General features: G+C 37.4%; 17 protein-coding genes. 6 read left to right on the plus strand and 11 right to left on the minus strand.

Going from position 1 to position 19082, the window contains the following annotated elements; translation table 11 throughout:
- Positions 1–32 precede the first annotated feature (32 nt).
- Entirely contained in the window at positions 33–1265 is a 1233-nt protein-coding gene (locus AAY42_RS09425) for a 3-deoxy-D-manno-octulosonic acid transferase (RefSeq protein ID WP_055397842.1), read from the plus strand.
- Positions 1266–1610: 345 nt separating this feature from the next.
- Here the strand turns inward: AAY42_RS09425 and AAY42_RS09430 are convergent, their stop codons facing one another.
- The 6 genes from AAY42_RS09430 to AAY42_RS09455 form a co-directional block, all read right to left on the minus strand.
- Positions 1611–2240: a hypothetical protein gene (locus tag AAY42_RS09430; protein ID WP_245625609.1), complete on the minus strand. Its 630-nt coding sequence runs from the start codon at positions 2238–2240 to the stop codon at positions 1611–1613.
- A 41-nt stretch (positions 2241–2281) separates the two neighbouring features.
- Positions 2282–2581: a ribosome hibernation-promoting factor, HPF/YfiA family gene (gene hpf / locus AAY42_RS09435; protein WP_055394530.1), complete on the minus strand. Its 300-nt coding sequence runs from the start codon at positions 2579–2581 to the stop codon at positions 2282–2284.
- An 84-nt stretch (positions 2582–2665) separates the two neighbouring features.
- Positions 2666–3985, minus strand: coding sequence for an ATP-dependent 6-phosphofructokinase (locus AAY42_RS09440; RefSeq protein ID WP_055394532.1), 1320 nt, complete (start codon positions 3983–3985; stop codon positions 2666–2668).
- Between the two features lie 12 nt (positions 3986–3997).
- Complete coding sequence (gene pckA / locus AAY42_RS09445) at positions 3998–5626, minus strand: phosphoenolpyruvate carboxykinase (ATP) (protein WP_055397851.1); 1629 nt, start codon at positions 5624–5626, stop codon at positions 3998–4000.
- A gap of 17 nt (positions 5627–5643) precedes the next feature.
- Complete coding sequence (locus tag AAY42_RS09450; protein WP_055394534.1) at positions 5644–7482, minus strand: SLC13 family permease; 1839 nt, start codon at positions 7480–7482, stop codon at positions 5644–5646.
- A 22-nt stretch (positions 7483–7504) separates the two neighbouring features.
- A complete protein-coding gene (locus AAY42_RS09455) occupies positions 7505–8296 on the minus strand; it encodes a universal stress protein (RefSeq protein WP_055394536.1) in 792 nt (263 codons plus the stop codon).
- 181 nt (positions 8297–8477) lie between these two features.
- Between AAY42_RS09455 and AAY42_RS09460 the strand changes: the two genes are divergently transcribed.
- From AAY42_RS09460 to AAY42_RS09470, 3 genes are all read left to right on the plus strand, one after another.
- Complete coding sequence (locus tag AAY42_RS09460) at positions 8478–9464, plus strand: ROK family protein (RefSeq protein ID WP_055394538.1); 987 nt, start codon at positions 8478–8480, stop codon at positions 9462–9464.
- A gap of 78 nt (positions 9465–9542) precedes the next feature.
- Entirely contained in the window at positions 9543–10259 is a 717-nt protein-coding gene (locus tag AAY42_RS09465; RefSeq protein ID WP_055394540.1) for a DUF2490 domain-containing protein, read from the plus strand.
- A gap of 91 nt (positions 10260–10350) precedes the next feature.
- The gene (locus AAY42_RS09470) at positions 10351–11076 is read left to right on the plus strand and encodes an energy transducer TonB (protein ID WP_055394542.1); all 726 of its coding nucleotides are present in this window, start codon (positions 10351–10353) and stop codon (positions 11074–11076) included.
- A 57-nt stretch (positions 11077–11133) separates the two neighbouring features.
- On the opposite strand, the gene AAY42_RS09475 is transcribed toward AAY42_RS09470, so the two are convergent.
- Positions 11134–12330 (minus strand): succinylglutamate desuccinylase/aspartoacylase domain-containing protein, encoded by a 1197-nt coding sequence (locus AAY42_RS09475; RefSeq protein WP_055394544.1) that lies wholly within the window; start codon positions 12328–12330, stop codon positions 11134–11136.
- 3 nt (positions 12331–12333) lie between these two features.
- Positions 12334–14181, minus strand: coding sequence for a glutamate-cysteine ligase family protein (locus AAY42_RS09480; RefSeq protein ID WP_055394546.1), 1848 nt, complete (start codon positions 14179–14181; stop codon positions 12334–12336).
- Between the two features lie 161 nt (positions 14182–14342).
- Here AAY42_RS09480 and hemN point away from each other — a divergent pair, with 161 nt between their 5' ends.
- Positions 14343–15701 (plus strand): oxygen-independent coproporphyrinogen III oxidase, encoded by a 1359-nt coding sequence (gene hemN, locus AAY42_RS09485; RefSeq protein WP_055394548.1) that lies wholly within the window; start codon positions 14343–14345, stop codon positions 15699–15701.
- Positions 15702–15718: 17 nt separating this feature from the next.
- Positions 15719–16540 (plus strand): universal stress protein, encoded by an 822-nt coding sequence (locus AAY42_RS09490; protein WP_055394550.1) that lies wholly within the window; start codon positions 15719–15721, stop codon positions 16538–16540.
- 92 nt (positions 16541–16632) lie between these two features.
- On the opposite strand, the gene AAY42_RS09495 is transcribed toward AAY42_RS09490, so the two are convergent.
- Genes AAY42_RS09495 through AAY42_RS09505 form a run of 3 tightly spaced genes read right to left on the minus strand, consistent with a single transcriptional unit; the run spans position 16633 to position 19071 of the window.
- Positions 16633–17901: an acetyl-CoA hydrolase/transferase family protein gene (locus AAY42_RS09495; protein ID WP_055394552.1), complete on the minus strand. Its 1269-nt coding sequence runs from the start codon at positions 17899–17901 to the stop codon at positions 16633–16635.
- A 10-nt stretch (positions 17902–17911) separates the two neighbouring features.
- Positions 17912–18625, minus strand: a complete 714-nt coding sequence (locus tag AAY42_RS09500) for a sulfite exporter TauE/SafE family protein (RefSeq protein ID WP_055394554.1) — start codon at positions 18623–18625, stop codon at positions 17912–17914.
- Positions 18625–19071, minus strand: coding sequence for a FixH family protein (locus tag AAY42_RS09505; protein WP_055394556.1), 447 nt, complete (start codon positions 19069–19071; stop codon positions 18625–18627). Before AAY42_RS09505 ends, AAY42_RS09500 begins: the two co-directional genes overlap by 1 nt.
- Between the last annotated feature and the right edge of the window lie 11 nt (positions 19072–19082).

Genomic DNA, 19082 nt, shown 5'->3' on the forward strand with positions numbered 1-19082 from the left:
AAAGAATGTATTTTAGCGGAAATATCACGTCTGTGCATTTTCTATACAGTTTTTTGGTCTCTGTTTCGTGGAATGTTTTAAAAATCATTGCGATTTTTAGTTCCAAGATAAAATTGTTCGTTTCAGGAAGAAAAAACACTTTTTCCATTTTAAATTCGAAAATTCTTACCGGTGATTCCACCATCTGGCTCCATGCGGCTTCACTTGGCGAGTACGAACAAGGGTTGCCAATTCTAGAAAGATTAAAACGTGAATATCCAAAATATAAAATTGTGCTTACATTTTTTTCACCTTCAGGCTACGAAGTAAAAAAAGACAAAACTCCAGCCGATTGTGTGGTTTATTTACCATTGGATACTCAAAAAAATGCAAAACAATTTATCGAAACGATTAACCCCGAAATAGCCATATTCATAAAATATGAAATTTGGCCCAACTTCCTGAGAGAATTAAAACTTCGCAACGTTAAAACCATTTTGGTTTCTGCGATTTTTTCTAAAAGACAAATCTTTTTTAAACCATTCGGCGGGTTTATGCGGAACAGTCTCAAGTCTTTCAACCATTTCTTTGTTCAAGACCAAAATTCCCAAAAACTTCTGAACTCAATAGGAATCAAAAATGTCACTATTAGTGGGGATACCCGTTTTGATCGTGTTACCGAAATCTTAGGGAAGGAAAATTCCTTGGATTTTATGGATAGTTTTAAAGGTAATAGCCTCTGTATGGTAGCAGGCAGCACATGGCAGAAAGACGAAGAAATTCTAATTGATTTCATTAATACTTCCCAAGAACCCATTAAATATGTGATTGCGCCCCATACCATAAAACCTGCCCATATTGAAAAAATTGAAGCCGGAATTACAAAAAAAACAATTCGTTTTTCTAACAAGGGAAATGACCTTTCAAACTGTGAAGTCATCATTATAGACACTATAGGGCTGTTGACCAAAATTTATAGTTATGCTGATATAGCTTACGTTGGCGGAGCTTTTGCCACAGGACTTCACAACACCCTTGAACCTGCAGTATTTGGAATCCCTGTTGTGATTGGCCCAAACTATACAGGCTTCAAAGAAGCTGAAGACCTTGTTAACAAAAAAGGGATACATCCCATTTCAAATGCCCGAGAATTTAATGATGTAATGTCGCTTTTTCTTGAGGATGACTCTTTTAAAGAAAAAATGGGTAAAATAAATTTGGAATACATTCAAGAGAATGTTGGAGCTACCCAAAAGATATTGGATTACATTAAATCTGTACTTTGATTTTTTTAATATTCCCTATTATCGACGCTAGTCGTTTTTTTTTAATTTCAACCTCTGCTTGAACAGAACACACTAAAAAGGCATCATTTAATCGAATAACGGGCTATAATTTATATTCTATACATGAATTATTCCGTAAATTGAATGAAATTACACTATTATGAGCACTGAAATTTCTTTTGGCAATAGAATGCTAGTTGGTTTCTTACGACTGATGGTTTTTGTACTTGTCCTTATTTTAATCGCTATTCCAGTTTGTATTTTATTGGATTTTATTGGGATTTTGGGATAACTATCCCATAATTCAACCACAGACGGTTTTAATACATAAGTCTAGAGGACTCTCTAAAAAATCACTTCTTCCTCGCCCATTTTGCTTTTTATAAGCTTAATGTAAGAGTCAATGGTTTTTTCCATATTCACCGGTTCCGTAACATCTATGTTACCCCTCCAGATAAGCTCTCTTTCCTTGTCTACACAAATACAATACAATGAAGTTTCTGCACGATAAATATTGAAGGTTTCATAATATTCTGGGTTGTAGTATATATCCTGATGTTCAAGATAATCGGCACTAAAACGAGTATACATCTCACTGATATTGTTCATCTTTTCCTTAAATGTCCTTCTATTTTCAGTGCCGATTATTTTGGTAAAAAGAATGGCATCAAAACCCTTGTCCAAAAGTTGCTGCTCAACAGCTGAGAGTTCTTCCTCAGACTTTTCCGAAGAAGTAAATTCAACATCAAAAACATCAATGCTGCGCATTGCCTCCACACCTTTGGCCGAAAGGGCTTCTTGTAATCTTGTTTCAAATATCTGTTGTACATTTTCATCCTGTGTCATTCCCACCACCAGTACTTTATATGCATCGAACAAAACGATATCTGGATTTTTCCAGGTACTCACCAATTTTGTGGTGGAACACCCTACCAAAAGCAATATACAGATAGAAACAATTTTTACTTTCATCATTACGTTTAAAAAAGTTATTGTATTTGTCTAAATCACAACGGTTAATGTCTTACAAATAATTCTTGCCGCTTTTCCAATTGTCTTTTTAACTCATCAACGGTTTCGGTCATCGCCTTTTCAAAATCATTGTTCCTTGATTTAGCAAAAAGTCGTGGACCCGGTGCACTTAGTTCTATTTCACACACCTTGTCCATTTTGGCCTTGTCATTTTCAATTTTAAAAATCACATTCGCCTTTATGATCCAGTTATATTTTTTACTCAGTCTATCCAATTTCTTAGTTAGAAGACTACTCATAGATTCACTTGTGTTCATTTTTTGATACTGAATATTTACTACCATTTCCGAATTGTTTTTGGTTAATTCAAAACTATTGTAGAAAAGAAAGAAAATAAATGACAATTGTCAGTTTTGGAGCTTTAGGAGCTATCCAAGGAAAAATGGTTGCCCCGTACTTTGAAGTACTGAAAACCAAAAACCGCCTTCTAAGTCAATCTTCTTTCTTTTGGAAACAACTGCAGAAATTGGCAGATACACAAATTTATCATTGACCTTACCCACAACAAATTTTGTTTTTCCGCTCATTGCACCATGCACGGCTTGGTATGCCAAGCTACTACAAAAAACACTGTCACTAGAATTTGCTGCAGCACTTCTGATAATATAACTTGGATCGATATATTTGATTGTCACCGGAAAAACATCTGAGAAGTAGTCCTTTATTTTTTGTTTTAGAAATATCCCTATATCATCATGTTGAACATTTCCAGAGGCATCGGTCATTACATCATTTTTCTCAAAAAGATGTTGTCCGGCGCCTTCTGCAACAACAATGACCGCATGATGCTTGGTTTCCAATCTACTTTTTAAAACCTCCAAAAAGCCATTTTTACCATAAAGCTCAAAATCTAACTCTGGAACAAGGACAAAGTTCACTACTGGCATAGCAAGCGAAGCGGATGCAGCAATAAAACCGCTATCCCTACCCATTAACTTAATTATTGCAATGCCATTATAAGCTCCAGCAGCTTCATTATGTGCATCTTTTAAAATTGGACTTGCAATATCAAATGCCGTTTCAAAACCAAAAGATTTATCAATAATATCAACATCATTATCTATGGTCTTGGGAATTCCGACAACACTGATATCCAGACCTCTTTTCATAATTTCTTCACCAATGGCATTGCATCCTTTTAGGGTACCATCACCTCCTATTGTAAAGAGCATTTGAACATCATTTTTCAACAAGGTGTCAACCATTACCGAAACATCTTGTGCTCCTCTTGAGGAGCCTAAAATAGTGCCACCAAACTGATGAATGTCCTTTACTTTATCAGGAGTGAGCTCTATAAAACCATGTCCCATTTCAGGATTTAACCCTTCAAATCCATAGGGAACCCCCAAAATCTTTTTGACTCCATAAAAATAATGAAGTGCCATCACTATTCCGCGGATCACATTGTTGATTCCTGGGCAAAGCCCTCCACAGGTAACAATAGCGGCAGTGGAATTTTCTGGATCAAAATGAATATTCTGCCTTGGACCAGCTTTTTCAAAACATAATGGTTCTTCATTATTGGCCAAACATTTGGCATAGCCTTCCAAAGAAGTATCGAAAACCATTTTGTCGGTTTCGCTGATAAATGTAAAAATATCATCTCCCCTTACAGTACTTAACTGAAGGGGAGATTTTAATTTAGGAACTCCTAAATTTTCTATTTGGAATTCGATTTTATTACTCACTTTGTCTTACAATTAAAAATGCCCATCCAAGCTATGGTGTGAATCAATCAGTGGCCCACCATTTAGAATCTCTTCTGACGCTTCACTAGCAAATTTATCAAAATTAATATGGAATGAATGTGCCAATTGAATTGCTTTGCTTACATAAGCTCCTTTTTGCAACCAAGTATTCATAGGGTCCAAAATCTCAGTCGGCACTCCCGGACAATATTTGGGCATGTGTAATCCAAAAATAGGATGGGCATCAAAGTCTACTTTATCCAAGTCACCTTCCAAAATGGCCGAAATCATTGCTCTGGTATATTTCAATTTAATTCTTGAACCAACACCGTAGGGACCACCACTCCATCCAGTATTCACCAGCCATACATTAACACCTGCTTCGGTCATTTTCTTACTCAACATTTCTGCATAAACCGCAGGGTGCAAAGGCATAAATGGTTCTCCAAAACATGCGGAGAATGAAGGTACCGGTTCATTGATCCCTGCTTCTGTACCAGCAACTTTTGCAGTATATCCAGAAATGAAATGGTAAGCCGCCTGCCCGGGGGTCAGCTTAGAAACCGGAGGCAATACACCAAAGGCGTCACAAGTTAAGAAAAAGATGTTTTTTGGGTTTTTTGCATAAGATGGTATCTGGATATTGTCAATATGATCAATAGGATAGCTTACCCTCGTATTTTGGGTAATGGAGCTATCAAAGTAATCCACCTCTTTGGTTCCTTCTTTGAAAACAACATTTTCCAACAGCGCTCCAGGTCTAATAGCTCGGTAGATATCTGGCTCTTTTTCTTCGGTTAAGTCTATAACCTTGGCATAACATCCTCCTTCAAAATTAAAGATGGTGTTTTCAGCTGTCCAACCATGCTCATCATCACCTATTAATTTTCTATTGGGGTCTGCAGACAAGGTTGTTTTTCCCGTGCCGGACAAACCAAAGAAGATAGCGGTATCGCCTTTCTCGCCCACATTGGCAGAACAATGCATAGGCAACACATTCTTATCTATTGGAAGTATTAAATTCAATGCGGAAAAGATACCTTTCTTCATCTCCCCTGGATATTCTGATCCTCCAACTAAAGCAATCTTGCGAGTAAAATTAAGAATAGAAAAATTACCTGCGATGATTCCAAAATCCTTTGGATTAGGTGCTTCATAACCAGGCGCACATAGTACCAACCATTCTTCATCAAAGTCTTGTAATTCCTCTTCTGAAAGTCTCAAGAACATATTCTTGATAAAGTAATTGGACCAAGGATATTCCGTAATCGTGCGAACGTTCATGGTATAGTCTGGGTGAGCACAAACTGCAGCATCCCTTACATATACTTCTTTGTTTGATAGATACTTGGCAATCTCATCATACAATTTATCAAAGTTCGCAGGGGAGATTGGTTTGTTAATTCTACCCCACCACACCCTATCTTTTGTATATTCATCTTTTACCAAAAAACGATCTTTAGGTGAGCGTCCTGTAAACTTTCCTGTATTTATAGATAGTGTTCCATTTTCAGTTTCGGCACCCATACCTTTTTCAACGGTAATGCGTTGCAAGGTCTCAGCATCTAAATTCCAAAGTGCAGTAGTATTCTGTATTCCGTACTTGCTTAAATCTTTAGCTTTTTCCATGACTTCATTCATAATTTTTGTTTTTAAGGTTAAAAGTTCCATATCCATGGAACCAATATTAATGTTGCAACAAAAAATAGGAGCAGTAATGGCCCTCCCACTTTTATGTAGTCTATAAATTTGTATCCCCCAGATGACATTACCATGGCATTGGTAGTCGTTCCAACCGGAGTTAAAAAAGCGGTAGAGGCACTAATTGCCACTCCAATCATAAATGGCTTGGGGGACACTCCCAATGTAGTTGAGGCCACAATGGCAATAGGCGCCATTAAAACTGCGGTTGCAGAATTGTTTATCGTTTGACTGAGTGTGGTGGTCAATAAAAATATTCCTCCCAAAAGTGCTATAGGATGAATGCTCCCAAGTGAGTTTACCAAGCTATTGGCAGCCAATTGAGCCACACCCGTCTTTTGCAGTGCAATCCCCATAGGAATCATTGCCGCTATCATTATTACACTTGTCCAACTAATTCCTTTGTATGCTTTTGAAATAGGAACACATCGTGTTAACAACATGATTCCTGCACAAATTAAAGCGGCTATGGCTCCTGGAAGTATCTTAAATACCAATAACAAAATCATAAGTATAAGTGTTCCAATAGCAACATAACTACGTGCATTTAGTATAGCCACATTTTTTGACATTGATTCTGGACTCCCCGAAATCAATACGTTTTCATACAAAGACTTTAGTGTTTCTATGTTTGTCCAGGATCCGCGAATTACAAAGGCATCACCAGCTGCAATTTTTATTCTGCCCTTAAGGGCTCTATTGTTTCTTGAAGCTGCCAATAATTGAACCCCGGCTTGTTTTAGATAATTTCCCAAATTGATGGTTTTACCTACGAATACAGAGTTTGGGGTAATCAGCATTTCAGCCATTCCTACTTCTTGATTAATCAGCTCATTTTTAAGGGTATCTCTTTCTGCCTTGGTTGGAACAATGCCCAAATTATATCGTAAAACCAATTTATCGACTGCCTCTGGTTCACCTTCCACAGTTATAATATCATGATATCGCATTTCGGTATCAGGGTCAGGCAATTCAACAAACTGAGGGACCTTGTGTTGTAATGGACTGGGATGTCTGCGTTTTAAACGCATTACTGATATATTGTGTTCATCTTCAAAATTCCAATGCCCTATCCTAGTATTTATAAAAGGGGACATTGAGCGTATCCTTAGACGATATAGGTTATCCCCGATACTATAATTTTCAATCCATTTGTGCATTTCAGCATCAATATTGGCTGGTCTTTCATTAGTTTTTCGTTTGGGCAATAAGCGGTAGCCAACGTACCTGAAATACACAATTGCAATAATCAACAACGGCAATCCTATCAAACTGAATTCAAAGAATGAGAACCCCTCAAAATTATTTTCAACCAAGGCGTTGCTAGCAATGATATTGGGAGGTGTCCCTGTAAGGGTTAAAAGTCCTCCAGTATTTGAGCCAAAAGCCACGGGCATAAGTAATTTTGATGGCAAAGTGCCGGCACTCCACGCGGCGGACACTGTGACGGGCAACAAGGCCGCTACCGTTCCTGTATTGCTTACAAAGCCCGAAAGAACACTAGCTCCCAAAGTGACAATGACCAATAGTTTTGGGATACTCTTTCCTGCCCAACCCACAAAACGCTGCCCTGCCAATGCAGTCCATCCTGTTCTGGAAAGTCCTTCTCCAATGATGAACAAAGCAGCAATCATTATAACTGTTGAATTGCTAAAGCCCGACAAGGTTTCTTTAACATCCAAAATGCCTGTTAGATAGAGTGACAACATGGACATGAGCGCCACAACATCCGGTGGAAACTTGCCCCAAATAAATAATAGGATTGTAATACCCAGTATTACCAATAATGTGAACATATCTTTTCTGTTGGAATAATCATCAGTCCAAGCTTAAAACCGGTATCTCCGAATGCAGGGTCAACAGCTTTGTCAATCGTCCCTCAGAAGGAGAACTCAATCTGGCATGGTTTCTTGGCAAAATGGCAAGAAGATCAATGTTTTTCTTGTTGATATAATTTAGAATACCTTCTTCAACATCTTGATTTTTATTGAATGTATGTTCCACATAAAAATGCTCTAAATAATATTCCAATAAATTTTCTGTACTATCAACAATGGACTCCTCTGCATAAACAGATTCCTTATAAATGGTAAGCACATGTACCTTGGAATTAAAGGTGCGGGCAAGATCTAAAAGGGTCTTTAAAACTTCCTTGTCCTCAATTTCCTCGTTGCCCATTACCAAGGCGATTTCTTTGGGTTCTTTAATACTGCATCCATAAGGAATGGAAACAACAGGGCAATTAGCGTTCAACACTAATTTTGATGTATTGGTTATAGCTTCATCCGTAACTTTATCGCCCATAGTTCCCATCATAATCAAATCAGCCTCATTTTCTTCCTGCATGGCAAGAATACTTTCAATGACTTCACCTGTAACAACGGCTAGTTTTGGAGCTTTTTTTGTTTTGGCTGAAAATGAGTCAATAACATTTTCAAAGTCCAATCTCAACCTTTTCTCCTCAGACTCCGTAATCGGCATAACTGAAACATATAAGGTCTCTATATCAACAACTCTATTAGGCCCGGCAAAGTTCATTACATAAGCCAAAGCATTGATGGATGCTTCAGAAAAATCGAATGGGACCAAAATTTTATTAATGCTACTCATACCAAAAAAATTAAATTATTAAAAATCTTCACTTCAAAAATAGAACCGCACCTTGACCTAAAATATGACAGAAATCAGGTTTTAAAATTTTAGCATTAAAACACGCTATCATATTGTTTTAAATCCTTTTATGAACTCCATATTATTTATCTTTAAGTATCTCAATAAAAAGCACGGGGTCATGGAATTAGTTTTAGGAATAGACATTGGAGGAACCAAAACAAAGATTGGATTGGTTGATAAAAGTGGGAAGTGCCATATAAAGGCTGTTTTTAGAACAAGGGAATTCCCCAACTTGGAAGATTATCTAGATAAAGTCAAGGGTGTTTCAAATGAACTCATCCAAAGTATTGATGAAAAAACAACCATTTTAGGTTGTGGCATCGGTGCTCCAAATGCCTCCAGTAAAAATGGCACAATAGAAAATGCAAGTAATTTGGTATGGAAGGGCAGTGTTCCAATTCTTGAAAAATTAAGGGAGAGGATGGATATGCCCATGAGAATTATGAATGATGCAAGTGCTGCCGCATTGGGCGAAATGCTTTTTGGGGGAGCTCAAAACCTAACTGATTTTATAGTAATTACACTTGGTACAGGTTTTGGCGCAGGGATTGTTGCAAATGGAAGATTAATTGACGGATATGATGGTTTTGCCGGGGAATTGGGTCATGTAGATATGACCATAGGTGATGGCAGGCTAACGGGACTGGGGATTCGAGGTGGATTGGAAGCCTATGTATCTGCCACCGGCCTAAAACGGACTATAATGTACATGTTAAGCAAGTATTTGGTTGATAGTAGGTTTAGGAATATTGCATACAACGATTTACATGGCGAAGATATTACGAAAGCAGCCGAAGAAGGAGATATAATTGCCTTAAAGGCTTTTGATTATACAGCAAAAATTATGGCTCAGGCGCTAGCTAATTTCACGGCCTTTACACAACCTGAAGCCTTTATTCTAATGGGAGGTTTGACAAATAGCGGCAAATGGATAAAAGAACCGCTTGAATCTTATTTTAATGAATTTCTCTTAGATGTCTACAAAGGCAAGGTAAAATTGTTGGAATCGGGCATGCACGGAAAAACAGCGGCAATTTGTGGAGCGGCTGCCTTAATATGGGAAATCCAGGAAACCCAATCTAAGCCCAAAATGGATAGGATTTAATACCGGAACTGACAAGTATCATACTTTTTTGCAACAATAAACGCAAAACTTTGTACTCCAGAAATAAAGACCAATATTATGGGGTACACCAAACCATTCTTATTTTGTTTCCTCTTCGTTCTACTCTTTGTTTTTACCAACTTTATTTCCTACACACAAACTTTAGATGAAAATAGGGCCGGGTCTTGGCTTGTTATTTCCGGAAACAATAAGATACATGAACGTTGGAGTATACCAACTGTTGGAATTCTAAGGCATCATGATATTCTGGAACAATATGAGTTTGCCTTTTTCAGGACCGGAGTATCCTATCAACTCAATCCATCATCAACTTTTACGACTGGCGTAGCATATCTCAGTTCAAAAAATTACACAGGGTCCGAAGAATTCAAAAATGCAACGCAATTTTGGGTTTATGAAGAGTACACTTTAAAAATGAATGCTTTTTCCCATAGGTGGAGATTGGAAACAAGATGGAAAAAAAATACAGAAAGCCTACATATTAATAACAGGGTCAGGTATCGACTTTTATATATTAAGCCACTTTCCAAAAATACTTATATCAAATCCTTCAACGAAATCTTTCTAAATCTTGAACGCCCACTTTTTAATCAAAATAGGGCGTATATCGGATTGGGGCATATATTAACTCCCTCTATTAAGTTAGACATTGGCTACTTAAAAAATCATTTCAAGACCTCAGATCATGATGTTATCCGAATGGGTGTGACCTTTAAAACAGACTTCACGAAAAAAGATATTGCCCAACTTACGGCAACCCATTCCAAACAATAATAGGTAAAAGAGGTATTGCCAAGACCTGATTATTATCATACTTTTTGACGATTGTCCTATCTAACTTTATCTTAATTAAATAGGAAAAATCATGAAACCAAAAAAGAACCCAAAAGCAGATATAGGACGCAACAGCAGTCTTTATTTTATGATAGGTCTCAATTTTGTCTTGTTTATAATTTGGCAATCATTCGAGGTTAAAACCTATGAAAAGGAGCTTAGAGCTCATGATCTGGTTCAAGTTGTTGATGAACTTGATGAAGATGTTCCAATAACAGAAACCGTGTTGACAACCCCTCCGCCTCCGCCGCCTTCAGCACCGGATGTAATTGAAATTGTTGAGGATGTTGAAGATATTGAGGAAACTGTTATAGAAAGTACAGAAAGTAGTCAGGATACTTATATTGAAGATGCCATTGTTGCTGTAGATGATCTTGAAGTGGGCGAAGTTGAAGAAGATATCACCGTTCCTTTTGCATTGATTGAAAATGTTCCCGTTTTTCCCGGTTGTGAAACCTATACCACCGAAGAAGAGCGTAAAATTTGCTTTAATCAAAAGATGCAGGAACATGTTAAAAATAATTTCAAATACCCCCAAGCTGCACTTGAAATGAATATTACTGGAAGGGTCTATGTACAATTTGTAATAGATTCCAATGGAAAGGTAAGAAACATTCAAAAAAGAGGGCCGGACAGATTATTGGAACAGGAAGCGGAACGTATCATTGCAGCCTTACCCAAAATAAAGCCAGGTGTACAAAGGGGCAAATCAGTAAAGGTTAAGTACGGAATACCCATAAATTTTGTAATGCAATAATCATTGTAAGTTCTAAAAAAACAGAGGCTCTTGAATAAAATCTTGAGCCTTTTTTATTTAAAACCAATTAGCGCTCAAATACTCATCATTTTTAGAAGCAGTATCCCTGCTTTTGACCACTAAATGTGTCTTATCCAATTGTCGGGTTCTATATCCCAGTAAATGAAAAATTGATTTAGCCAGCAGCTTGGCCACCTTTTGATCTACCAACAACGCATCTTTCTTCAGAGACTCCCATTTTACTCCGGGCAAATGTACCAAGAGGTGGTCTACTTTAAGTTTTCTCAGATATTTAGAAATCCAAAGAAGTACTTTTGGAATTGGCCTTACATAATAGAACCCTTCCTTTCCTTTACTTTGGTATAAGGGCATAAAAATTTGTCTCTTTCCATCGGTAAAAAGTACATCTTCATTGTTTATGGCAATCTGTTCACCTTTTGCAATTTGTTGAAAATTCACAAACCCGGGCAGCATTTTAAAGTCACTTCCACTTTCTATATTGTATTGATAATATATTTCATAAAACTTATTGGAAACCCTTCCAGATTCCAAAAGTTCATCTTTAAGCCTTTTTAATTCATCTTTGGTAAAAAGCACGGAATTTGTAATTCCCAATGTAAACTTGATAAAACCAATACAGTTGCGTATTGCATTTATATCTTCATGTTTACCACTTTCGTAACCCAAGGATACGTATCCCAGTTCATTGATAAAGCTCAACATTGCATCTGCCAAGTATTCCTCAATCCCTAAAACAATTGGGAGCGGATAGTTGGAGGCAAATTTCCTGTTTAATAAACTATCATTAAGAACAATAAATGGCGATGTTTCACTTGAGGTGGTATGCAGGTCAATGAAGTAAAATGGAGGCTGCCCTTTTTCAAGAATTTCAAGGAATAGACCATATAATGACAAAAGCTCGTTTTCATCATCAGTACATTTCTCTTTATTTTTTTTAATTACTTCAATTTTTTTTGGTGACCATATCCGATTCAGGTCGTTCGATTGAAATCTTACGTTCTTTTTAAGTGCTGTCAGATTTCCTGCAATGGCATATATTTCTCCATAAATGAAACGTTGTTGAAGCTTTAATTCTCGAAGTGCATGTTTTAGTGCAAACACCCCAGCTGGTTCATTACCATGGATTCCTCCAAAAAAAATCACGGTTGGCCCTTCTTTTTCACCCTTGATATGACCTATGATTCTTTCAATTTCTATGGTTTCATTGAGGGCAACACTGTACACTTTTGACATAATCTAAAAATCAACCTTACTGAGAATACCCACCATATTTGACCCTACACATACTGGTAAACAACCTATTTGGTACTCTTTCATTAGCCTTTTTGCAGTTTCTATTTTTGTCCTTGGTCGGACTGTTATCACTTTTTTAATCATTATCTCTGAAACTTTGGACTCTTCTTTTCCTTTGTTTTTTTCTAGGCTCTCTATATGACTCCATGTTAAAAGACCTACCAGTTCCCCTTTATTATTTTCCACTGGAATATGATGGATGTTGTTCCATTTCATTATGGCTAAGGCCAAACTCACATAGTCATCTTCATATAATTTCATAAGCTTTGTGGACATTATCTGAGCCACCCAATGAAAGGAGGTTGTTGCTTTGTTTGTTTTTTTTATAGATGGCCATTCATGTACAGGTATATTTTTTTCTTGGTTGATTGAGATAGCTTTTGTCAATTCCAATAAAGTACTATCCAACTTCATATGCTTTCTTAACTCCCTACAATTTCTAATCTGCCACTCTGCCCCAGTACCATTATTCGTTCTTGCTTCAATGACCCCTAATAACCTATCAATATCAACTTTATCAATATCAAACTTTTTTAATCCTTCATATGCTATTGGAAGAAGTTCTTTGAGAACAAGTTTTTTAAGGGTTATTGGTTTTCCCAACCATGAAATCACTGTTTGCCTACCCGTTCTGGCTGACTTTATAAAATTAAGTTTGGCCTCTTTAAAGTGCATTATAGATGGCATATCATCATATTTTTTGGGCCTGCCCACCATTAAACCTACCCAAAAAGCAAAATTGGCAATCTCATCAATTATTGTGGGTCCGGATGGAATGTATCTGTTTTCAATGCGCAGATGAGGTTTTCCGTTGCCAACTCCATAACAAGGACGGTTCCAGCGATAGACAGTTCCATTATATAGATTCAGCGCTTCCAGTTTTGGAATTTTCCCATTATCCATAAGCTGTAATGAGCTTTGCCCAATAGGCTTTGTTAAAACAATACGATGGGTAGAGATGTCTTCCTTGAAAATCTCTACCACCGATTTTTTTTGCCACTGATTTCCAAAACCCACCCTTGCAAATTGCTCTTTTAGGGCATAGGTCCATTTTCTAGTATCCAAGCTTTGTTGAAATAATGCGATTCGAGTTTCTTTCCAAAGCTCGCGCCCCATTAGCAATGGAGAATTACACGAAATTCCCAAGACAGGGCCCGCAATTGCCTGTGCCCAGTTATAACTCTTTACAAAATCCTTTGGTGTAACTTGTAAATGGAGTTGAAAGCTGGTATTGCATGCCTCAAAAAGCACAGAATCATGACGAATGGTTAATTCATCCACCCCTTTTATCTTAAGAGTGAAATGTTCTCCTCGCCATGAGCTTAAAATTTCATTTAGTTTATAATAGCGAGGAACAGGAGTCATAAAATCTATTCCTAATTCATTCTTGCTCAAAGTGGGAAGAATTCCCGTCAACACGATATTTATACCCAGCTTCTTTGCCTCGGTCTTTGCCTTATTCAGCATTTCTGTAAGCTGTTTTTCAACCTTTGAAAAACAATTTTTCTCAAGTTCAAACGGATCTAGGTTTATTTCCAGGTTAAAACTTGCCAATTCTGTGGTAAAATGGGAATCATCGATAGTACCTAAAAGTTCAAGAGATTTCCCAGAAGGTCTGTAATTATCGTCAACAAGACAGATTTCCTGTTCGGCGCCTATTCTTATAACATCATCTTCAATTAGGTTTTGTTCCAAAAGAAGTTCCAAAGCTTTGATATCATCAATCAAGTGTTCCACAAAAGCCTTGCGCTCATTTTGATCAAATTTGCTTTTACAAATGTTTTCGCCCATATCCAAGAACTTACTACTTCTTTACGGTTCGAATAAAACTACAAAGTGTTCAGACCATAAAATATGATTCTTGTCATGCTTGAGATTCTAGACTGTCCTGACATTTATCATGTTTTTTAAAAACATGGCAGGTTAATTTTGACAAATACCATTATTCGATTATGTGTGACCTAATTCAAAAATATAATGTTCCCGGACCTCGCTATACCAGCTACCCCACTGTTCCTTACTGGGACTTGGACAACTTTTCTGGTAAGCTCTGGAAAGCAAGTGTGGTAAAAGCATTTCAAGAAGATCCTAAAACAGGAATCAGTCTTTATATTCACCTTCCATTTTGCGAGAGTATGTGCACTTTTTGTGGCTGTCATAAGCGAATAACCAAAAGACATGAACTAGAGTTGCCCTACATAAAGACCATTATTAAAGAATGGCAATTGTATTGTGCCCTTCTCGATACCAAACCCACAATTAAAGAAATACACCTTGGTGGAGGCACGCCTACTTTTTTCTCTCCTAAGCACCTGAGAATACTAATGGAAGGTATTCTTCAACATGGAAAGAAAGCGGAGACATATCAATTTAGCTTTGAAGGGCATCCGAACAATACAACAAAAGCTCATTTACAAACTCTTTTTGATCTAGGGTTTAGAAGGGTTTGCTTTGGTGTGCAGGATTATAATGAAACTGTTCAAAAAGCGATAAACAGAATTCAGCCCTTTGAAAATGTTAAAAATGTGACGGAATGGGCTAGGCAAATAGGGTATACTTCCATTGGTCATGATATTATCTATGGTTTACCCTTTCAAACATTGGAAAATGTAGAAGAAACCATTTTAAAGACCATTGAACTTAAACCTGAACGAATAGCTTTTTACAGTTATGCCCATGTCCCATGGTTAAAAGGTAGCGGGCAGCGCGGTTATAGGGATGAGGATATTCCGTCGGGAACTGAGAAAAGGGTTCAATATGAAATTGGAAAAAAGATATTGACGGATTCTGGATATGTTGATATTGGAATGGATCATTTTTCCCTACCATCCGATGACCTTTATGAAGCAATGATAAATGGTAATCTACACAGGAATTTTATGGGGTATACCCCATCCAAAACCAAACTCATGATAGGTTTGGGGGCATCGAGCATAAGTGATAGTTGGTATGGGTTCGCCCAAAATGTTAAAGGCGTGGAAGAGTATGAAAATTTGGTGTCCAATGGAGTTCTTCCAATTTTTAGAGGACATATCCTTACCGAAGAAGATCAAATTCTAAGAAAGCATATTCTTAATCTTATGTGCCAGTTTGAAACAGGTTGGGGGCTTGGGGAAGCACGTATAACTGATTTTCAAAAAATCTTTGACAAGTTATCCGAATTAGAGTTTGATGGCTTGGTTGCGATTGAGACCGACTGCATAAAAATTACACAGAAAGGAAGACCTTTTGTACGTAATGTAAGTATGGCCTTTGACTTAAAATTACACCGAAAAAAGCCTGATACCAGGTTATTTTCAATGACAGTTTAATTATAAAACCAAATCTAATGAAAAGTATTATTGTACCAGTTGATTTTTCAGAGCAATCAGAAAATGCTCTAAAGGTAGCTGCATCCCTAGCAAAGAAAAATGATGCCCAATTATTGATTTTACACATGCTAGAGCTCTCACCAGCGATTATGAGTGAGTCTGGTTTTATAGCTCCAGAACATGTGGTACACCTTATAAAAACTGGAGAAAAGCGTTTTAACGAGTTTTTGGACAAGCCCTATTTAAAAGGCGTAAATATCATTCCAATTATAAAACATTATAAAGTATTTCAAGAAGTCCATGAGGTTGCCAAACAACACGATGCCGATTTAATTGTTATGGGATCTCATGGCACAGATGGGTTACAAGAAATTTTCATAGGTTCCAATACTGAACGGGTAGTACGCAGTTCTGAGATTCCTGTTTTGGTTATTAAAGGCGATGTTAAAAAATTTAAAGTGGAACGTTTTGTTTTTGCCAGTGACTATAGAGAGGAAAGTATTCCTGCACTGAAGAGGGCTTTGGCAATTTCTGAGTTGTTCAAATCCAAAATGCATTTGGTCTATATCAATACACCTGGAGATGAATTCTTAAGTACGGAAGATGCTTACAGTAGAATCTCAAAATTTCTGAACATTGCCAAGATTGGACTTGAAGTTGAAATTTACAACGACTACAGTGTAGAAAAAGGAGTTCTAAACTATAGCGAAACTGTAGCCGCCGACCTTATTGGAATACCTACCCATGGTAGAAAGGGCTTATCACATTTTTTCATGGGAAGCATTGGAGAGGATATAGCCAATCATTCCAACATTCCGGTCATAACCTTTAAAATTTAATGATTGTTTTTTTGATGGGGTTTTGTTTTATTTAAATTGAAAAAGGGAAGCTTTACAAGTTTCCCTTTTTTATGTTATGTATCGCCAAAATATTACAGATTAAATCTTTTATTTGCCTCTTTCTCCAAATATTCCCTATGATTTGGATGTGCAATGGATATCAATGCATGAGCGCGCTGTTTTAGGTTCTTCCCATAAAGATTTACAACTCCATATTCAGTAGCAATGTAATGCACGTGGGCCCTGGTCGTGGTTACACCAGCTCCTTCTTTTAAAAATGGCACTATTTTAGAAACGCCTTTATTAGTTTCCGAAGACATGGCAAAAATAGGTTTACCTCCCTTAGAAAGTGAAGCCCCTCTTATAAAATCCATTTGCCCTCCGACTCCAGAAAACTGGCGACTCCCAATCGTATCCGCACAAACTTGCCCGGTTAAATCAATTTCTATGGCGCTGTTAATTGCGGTAACTTTTGGATTTCTTCGGATGCGTGCAGTATCATTGGTATAGGCTGCTTCCCTAAAGTCGCAAACCGGGTTATCATCAATAAAATCATACAATTTTCTTGAGCCTACAGCAAAACAACTCACAATCTTTCCTTGTTTTACAGCTTTTTCTTCTCCAGTAATAACTCCTTTTTCAATGAGAGGCAAAACACCATCCGAAAACATTTCAGTATGAATTCCCAATCTTTTATGATTGCCCAAATTGGATAATACGGCATTAGGAATATTCCCAATCCCCATTTGTAAGGTAGCGCCATCATCAATCAAAGAAGCAACATGGTTTCCTATTTGATGATCTATCCTAGAAATTTCCAGAGGTTCATGCTCGTGAATTGGTCTGTCTACCTCAATGGCAAAATCAATCTGGTTAATATGGATGATACCATCTCCATGGGTACGGGGTACTTGGGGGTTGATCTGTGCCACCACTTTTTTAGCCATTTCAATAGCAGGCAGCGTTACATCAACCGAAACCCCTAAAGAACAATACCCATGTTTATCTGGAGGCGATACTTGTATAAATGCGACATTCAACGGCAAAATATTTCTACGGAACAGCAAACATATCTCACTCAAGAAAATAGGCACATAATCCCCTTTGTAACCATTCACAAACTTCCTCACGTTCCCTCCCACAAAAAGACTGTTCAGCGTAAAACTTTCATTGCAAGGTGCCTGTGTGTATCTGGCTTCCCCCTCAGTGTGAATGGATACAATTTCAATATCCTTAATCTCTTTGTGTCGGTCGCAAATCGCATCTATAAGTTCATTGGGAGTCATGGCCGCTCCTTGAAAAAAAACACGATTTCCTGTTTTAATTACTTCTACTGCCTTTTCTGGTGATGTAATAAGCATTTTTATGTTTTTATGGTTGATGACATTCTATGGTTACTGTGGCCAAATCCGTTTGAACCGGTTTTGGGGACACATAAGGAATTCCTAGTCCCAAACCCCTAATAATAAACAAAACCCCAATCAGTATAACAAATACGGGAACGATTTTTTTTAGGTTTTGCCGTAAGGCACCTTTCACTAATCCTCTAGAGAAAACAACAAAGGTCATTAATGGTATGGTTCCGAGGCCAAATAAAATCATATAGGCACCTGCTTGAAGACCGTGTGCCAGACCTATAGCCCCCAAAAGTGCCATATAGACCAATCCGCAGGGTAAAAAGCCGTTTAAAAACCCAATGGTCAGGAAAACATCTGGGGTCTTTTTTTTGAGTTCTGCGCCAAGTTTTGACTTTAATTTTCCCAGTATGGTATAAACTGGTCTGGAAAGCCTACCGCTCAAAAGATATTTGCTGGGAATCAATACCAGAGCGATCATAAGCACTCCAATTACAATAGATAGTTTCTGCTGAATACCAAATAACGATAACCCTTTTCCCAAGAAACCAAAGAGCAATCCAATGATTCCATATGCCAGGAGTCTTCCAAAATGATAGATAAACAGTTGTGTTGCCTTCCTGGTTGTGCTATTTTGATCTAAAGGCAGCATAAAAGCAATAGGACCACACATTCCCAAACAGTGCAAGCTTCCCAAAAATCCTAATATAATTGCCGATAGAAATACCATTAGTACAACAGTTTTTCTTTGTGTAAAAAGATTTTATCCTTATAATTCCATTTGATGGTAATGTCCCAGCGACCGTCCAGCAAGCTATTGTCAGGTATGAGCAAATGTGCATTGGACAAACTTATAGGAAAGTTAAAATCCAAGTGCTTGTTAGACGGTCTATAAAGGGACACTGTGCCATTAATATGTTCTGGATTGAATTGTTCTGGAAATAAAACTGTGATTCCTTTTTCAGATTTCACCAATTTTAGACTCGCATTCATCTTCAAAGCAGATTCTACTGCATCAATTTCATTCTGGTAGGCCAATTCTTGTTTATAATACTCTTCGGTAACCAAATCGTGATTGGCACTGTTATCCGTACTCATTCTAATCACAAAGTATAATATGAAACTGATGAATGCTGTAAAAGCCAGTACTATACTTGTTCCCCAATTTATTTTCATAGTGCTATTTT

Source organism: Flagellimonas eckloniae, from assembly GCF_001413955.1.
Lineage (GTDB): Bacteria > Bacteroidota > Bacteroidia > Flavobacteriales > Flavobacteriaceae > Flagellimonas > Flagellimonas eckloniae.

What these genes read in the sequence shown, in the direction of transcription:
- AAY42_RS09430 (WP_245625609.1), bottom strand. Translation starts at nt 2,240, where the DNA reads ATGATGAAAGTAAAAATTGTTTCTATCTGTATATTGCTTTTGGTAGGG.
- hpf (WP_055394530.1), bottom strand. Translation starts at nt 2,581, where the DNA reads ATGGTAGTAAATATTCAGTATCAAAAAATGAACACAAGTGAATCTATG.
- pckA (WP_055397851.1), bottom strand. Translation starts at nt 5,626, where the DNA reads ATGAATGAAGTCATGGAAAAAGCTAAAGATTTAAGCAAGTACGGAATA.
- AAY42_RS09450 (WP_055394534.1), bottom strand. Translation starts at nt 7,482, where the DNA reads ATGTTCACATTATTGGTAATACTGGGTATTACAATCCTATTATTTATT.
- AAY42_RS09455 (WP_055394536.1), bottom strand. Translation starts at nt 8,296, where the DNA reads ATGAGTAGCATTAATAAAATTTTGGTCCCATTCGATTTTTCTGAAGCA.
- AAY42_RS09460 (WP_055394538.1), top strand. Translation starts at nt 8,478, where the DNA reads ATGGAATTAGTTTTAGGAATAGACATTGGAGGAACCAAAACAAAGATT.
- AAY42_RS09465 (WP_055394540.1), top strand. Translation starts at nt 9,543, where the DNA reads ATGGGGTACACCAAACCATTCTTATTTTGTTTCCTCTTCGTTCTACTC.
- AAY42_RS09470 (WP_055394542.1), top strand. Translation starts at nt 10,351, where the DNA reads ATGAAACCAAAAAAGAACCCAAAAGCAGATATAGGACGCAACAGCAGT.
- AAY42_RS09475 (WP_055394544.1), bottom strand. Translation starts at nt 12,330, where the DNA reads ATGTCAAAAGTGTACAGTGTTGCCCTCAATGAAACCATAGAAATTGAA.
- AAY42_RS09480 (WP_055394546.1), bottom strand. Translation starts at nt 14,181, where the DNA reads ATGGGCGAAAACATTTGTAAAAGCAAATTTGATCAAAATGAGCGCAAG.
- hemN (WP_055394548.1), top strand. Translation starts at nt 14,343, where the DNA reads ATGTGTGACCTAATTCAAAAATATAATGTTCCCGGACCTCGCTATACC.
- AAY42_RS09490 (WP_055394550.1), top strand. Translation starts at nt 15,719, where the DNA reads ATGAAAAGTATTATTGTACCAGTTGATTTTTCAGAGCAATCAGAAAAT.
- AAY42_RS09495 (WP_055394552.1), bottom strand. Translation starts at nt 17,901, where the DNA reads ATGCTTATTACATCACCAGAAAAGGCAGTAGAAGTAATTAAAACAGGA.
- AAY42_RS09500 (WP_055394554.1), bottom strand. Translation starts at nt 18,625, where the DNA reads ATGGTATTTCTATCGGCAATTATATTAGGATTTTTGGGAAGCTTGCAC.
- AAY42_RS09505 (WP_055394556.1), bottom strand. Translation starts at nt 19,071, where the DNA reads ATGAAAATAAATTGGGGAACAAGTATAGTACTGGCTTTTACAGCATTC.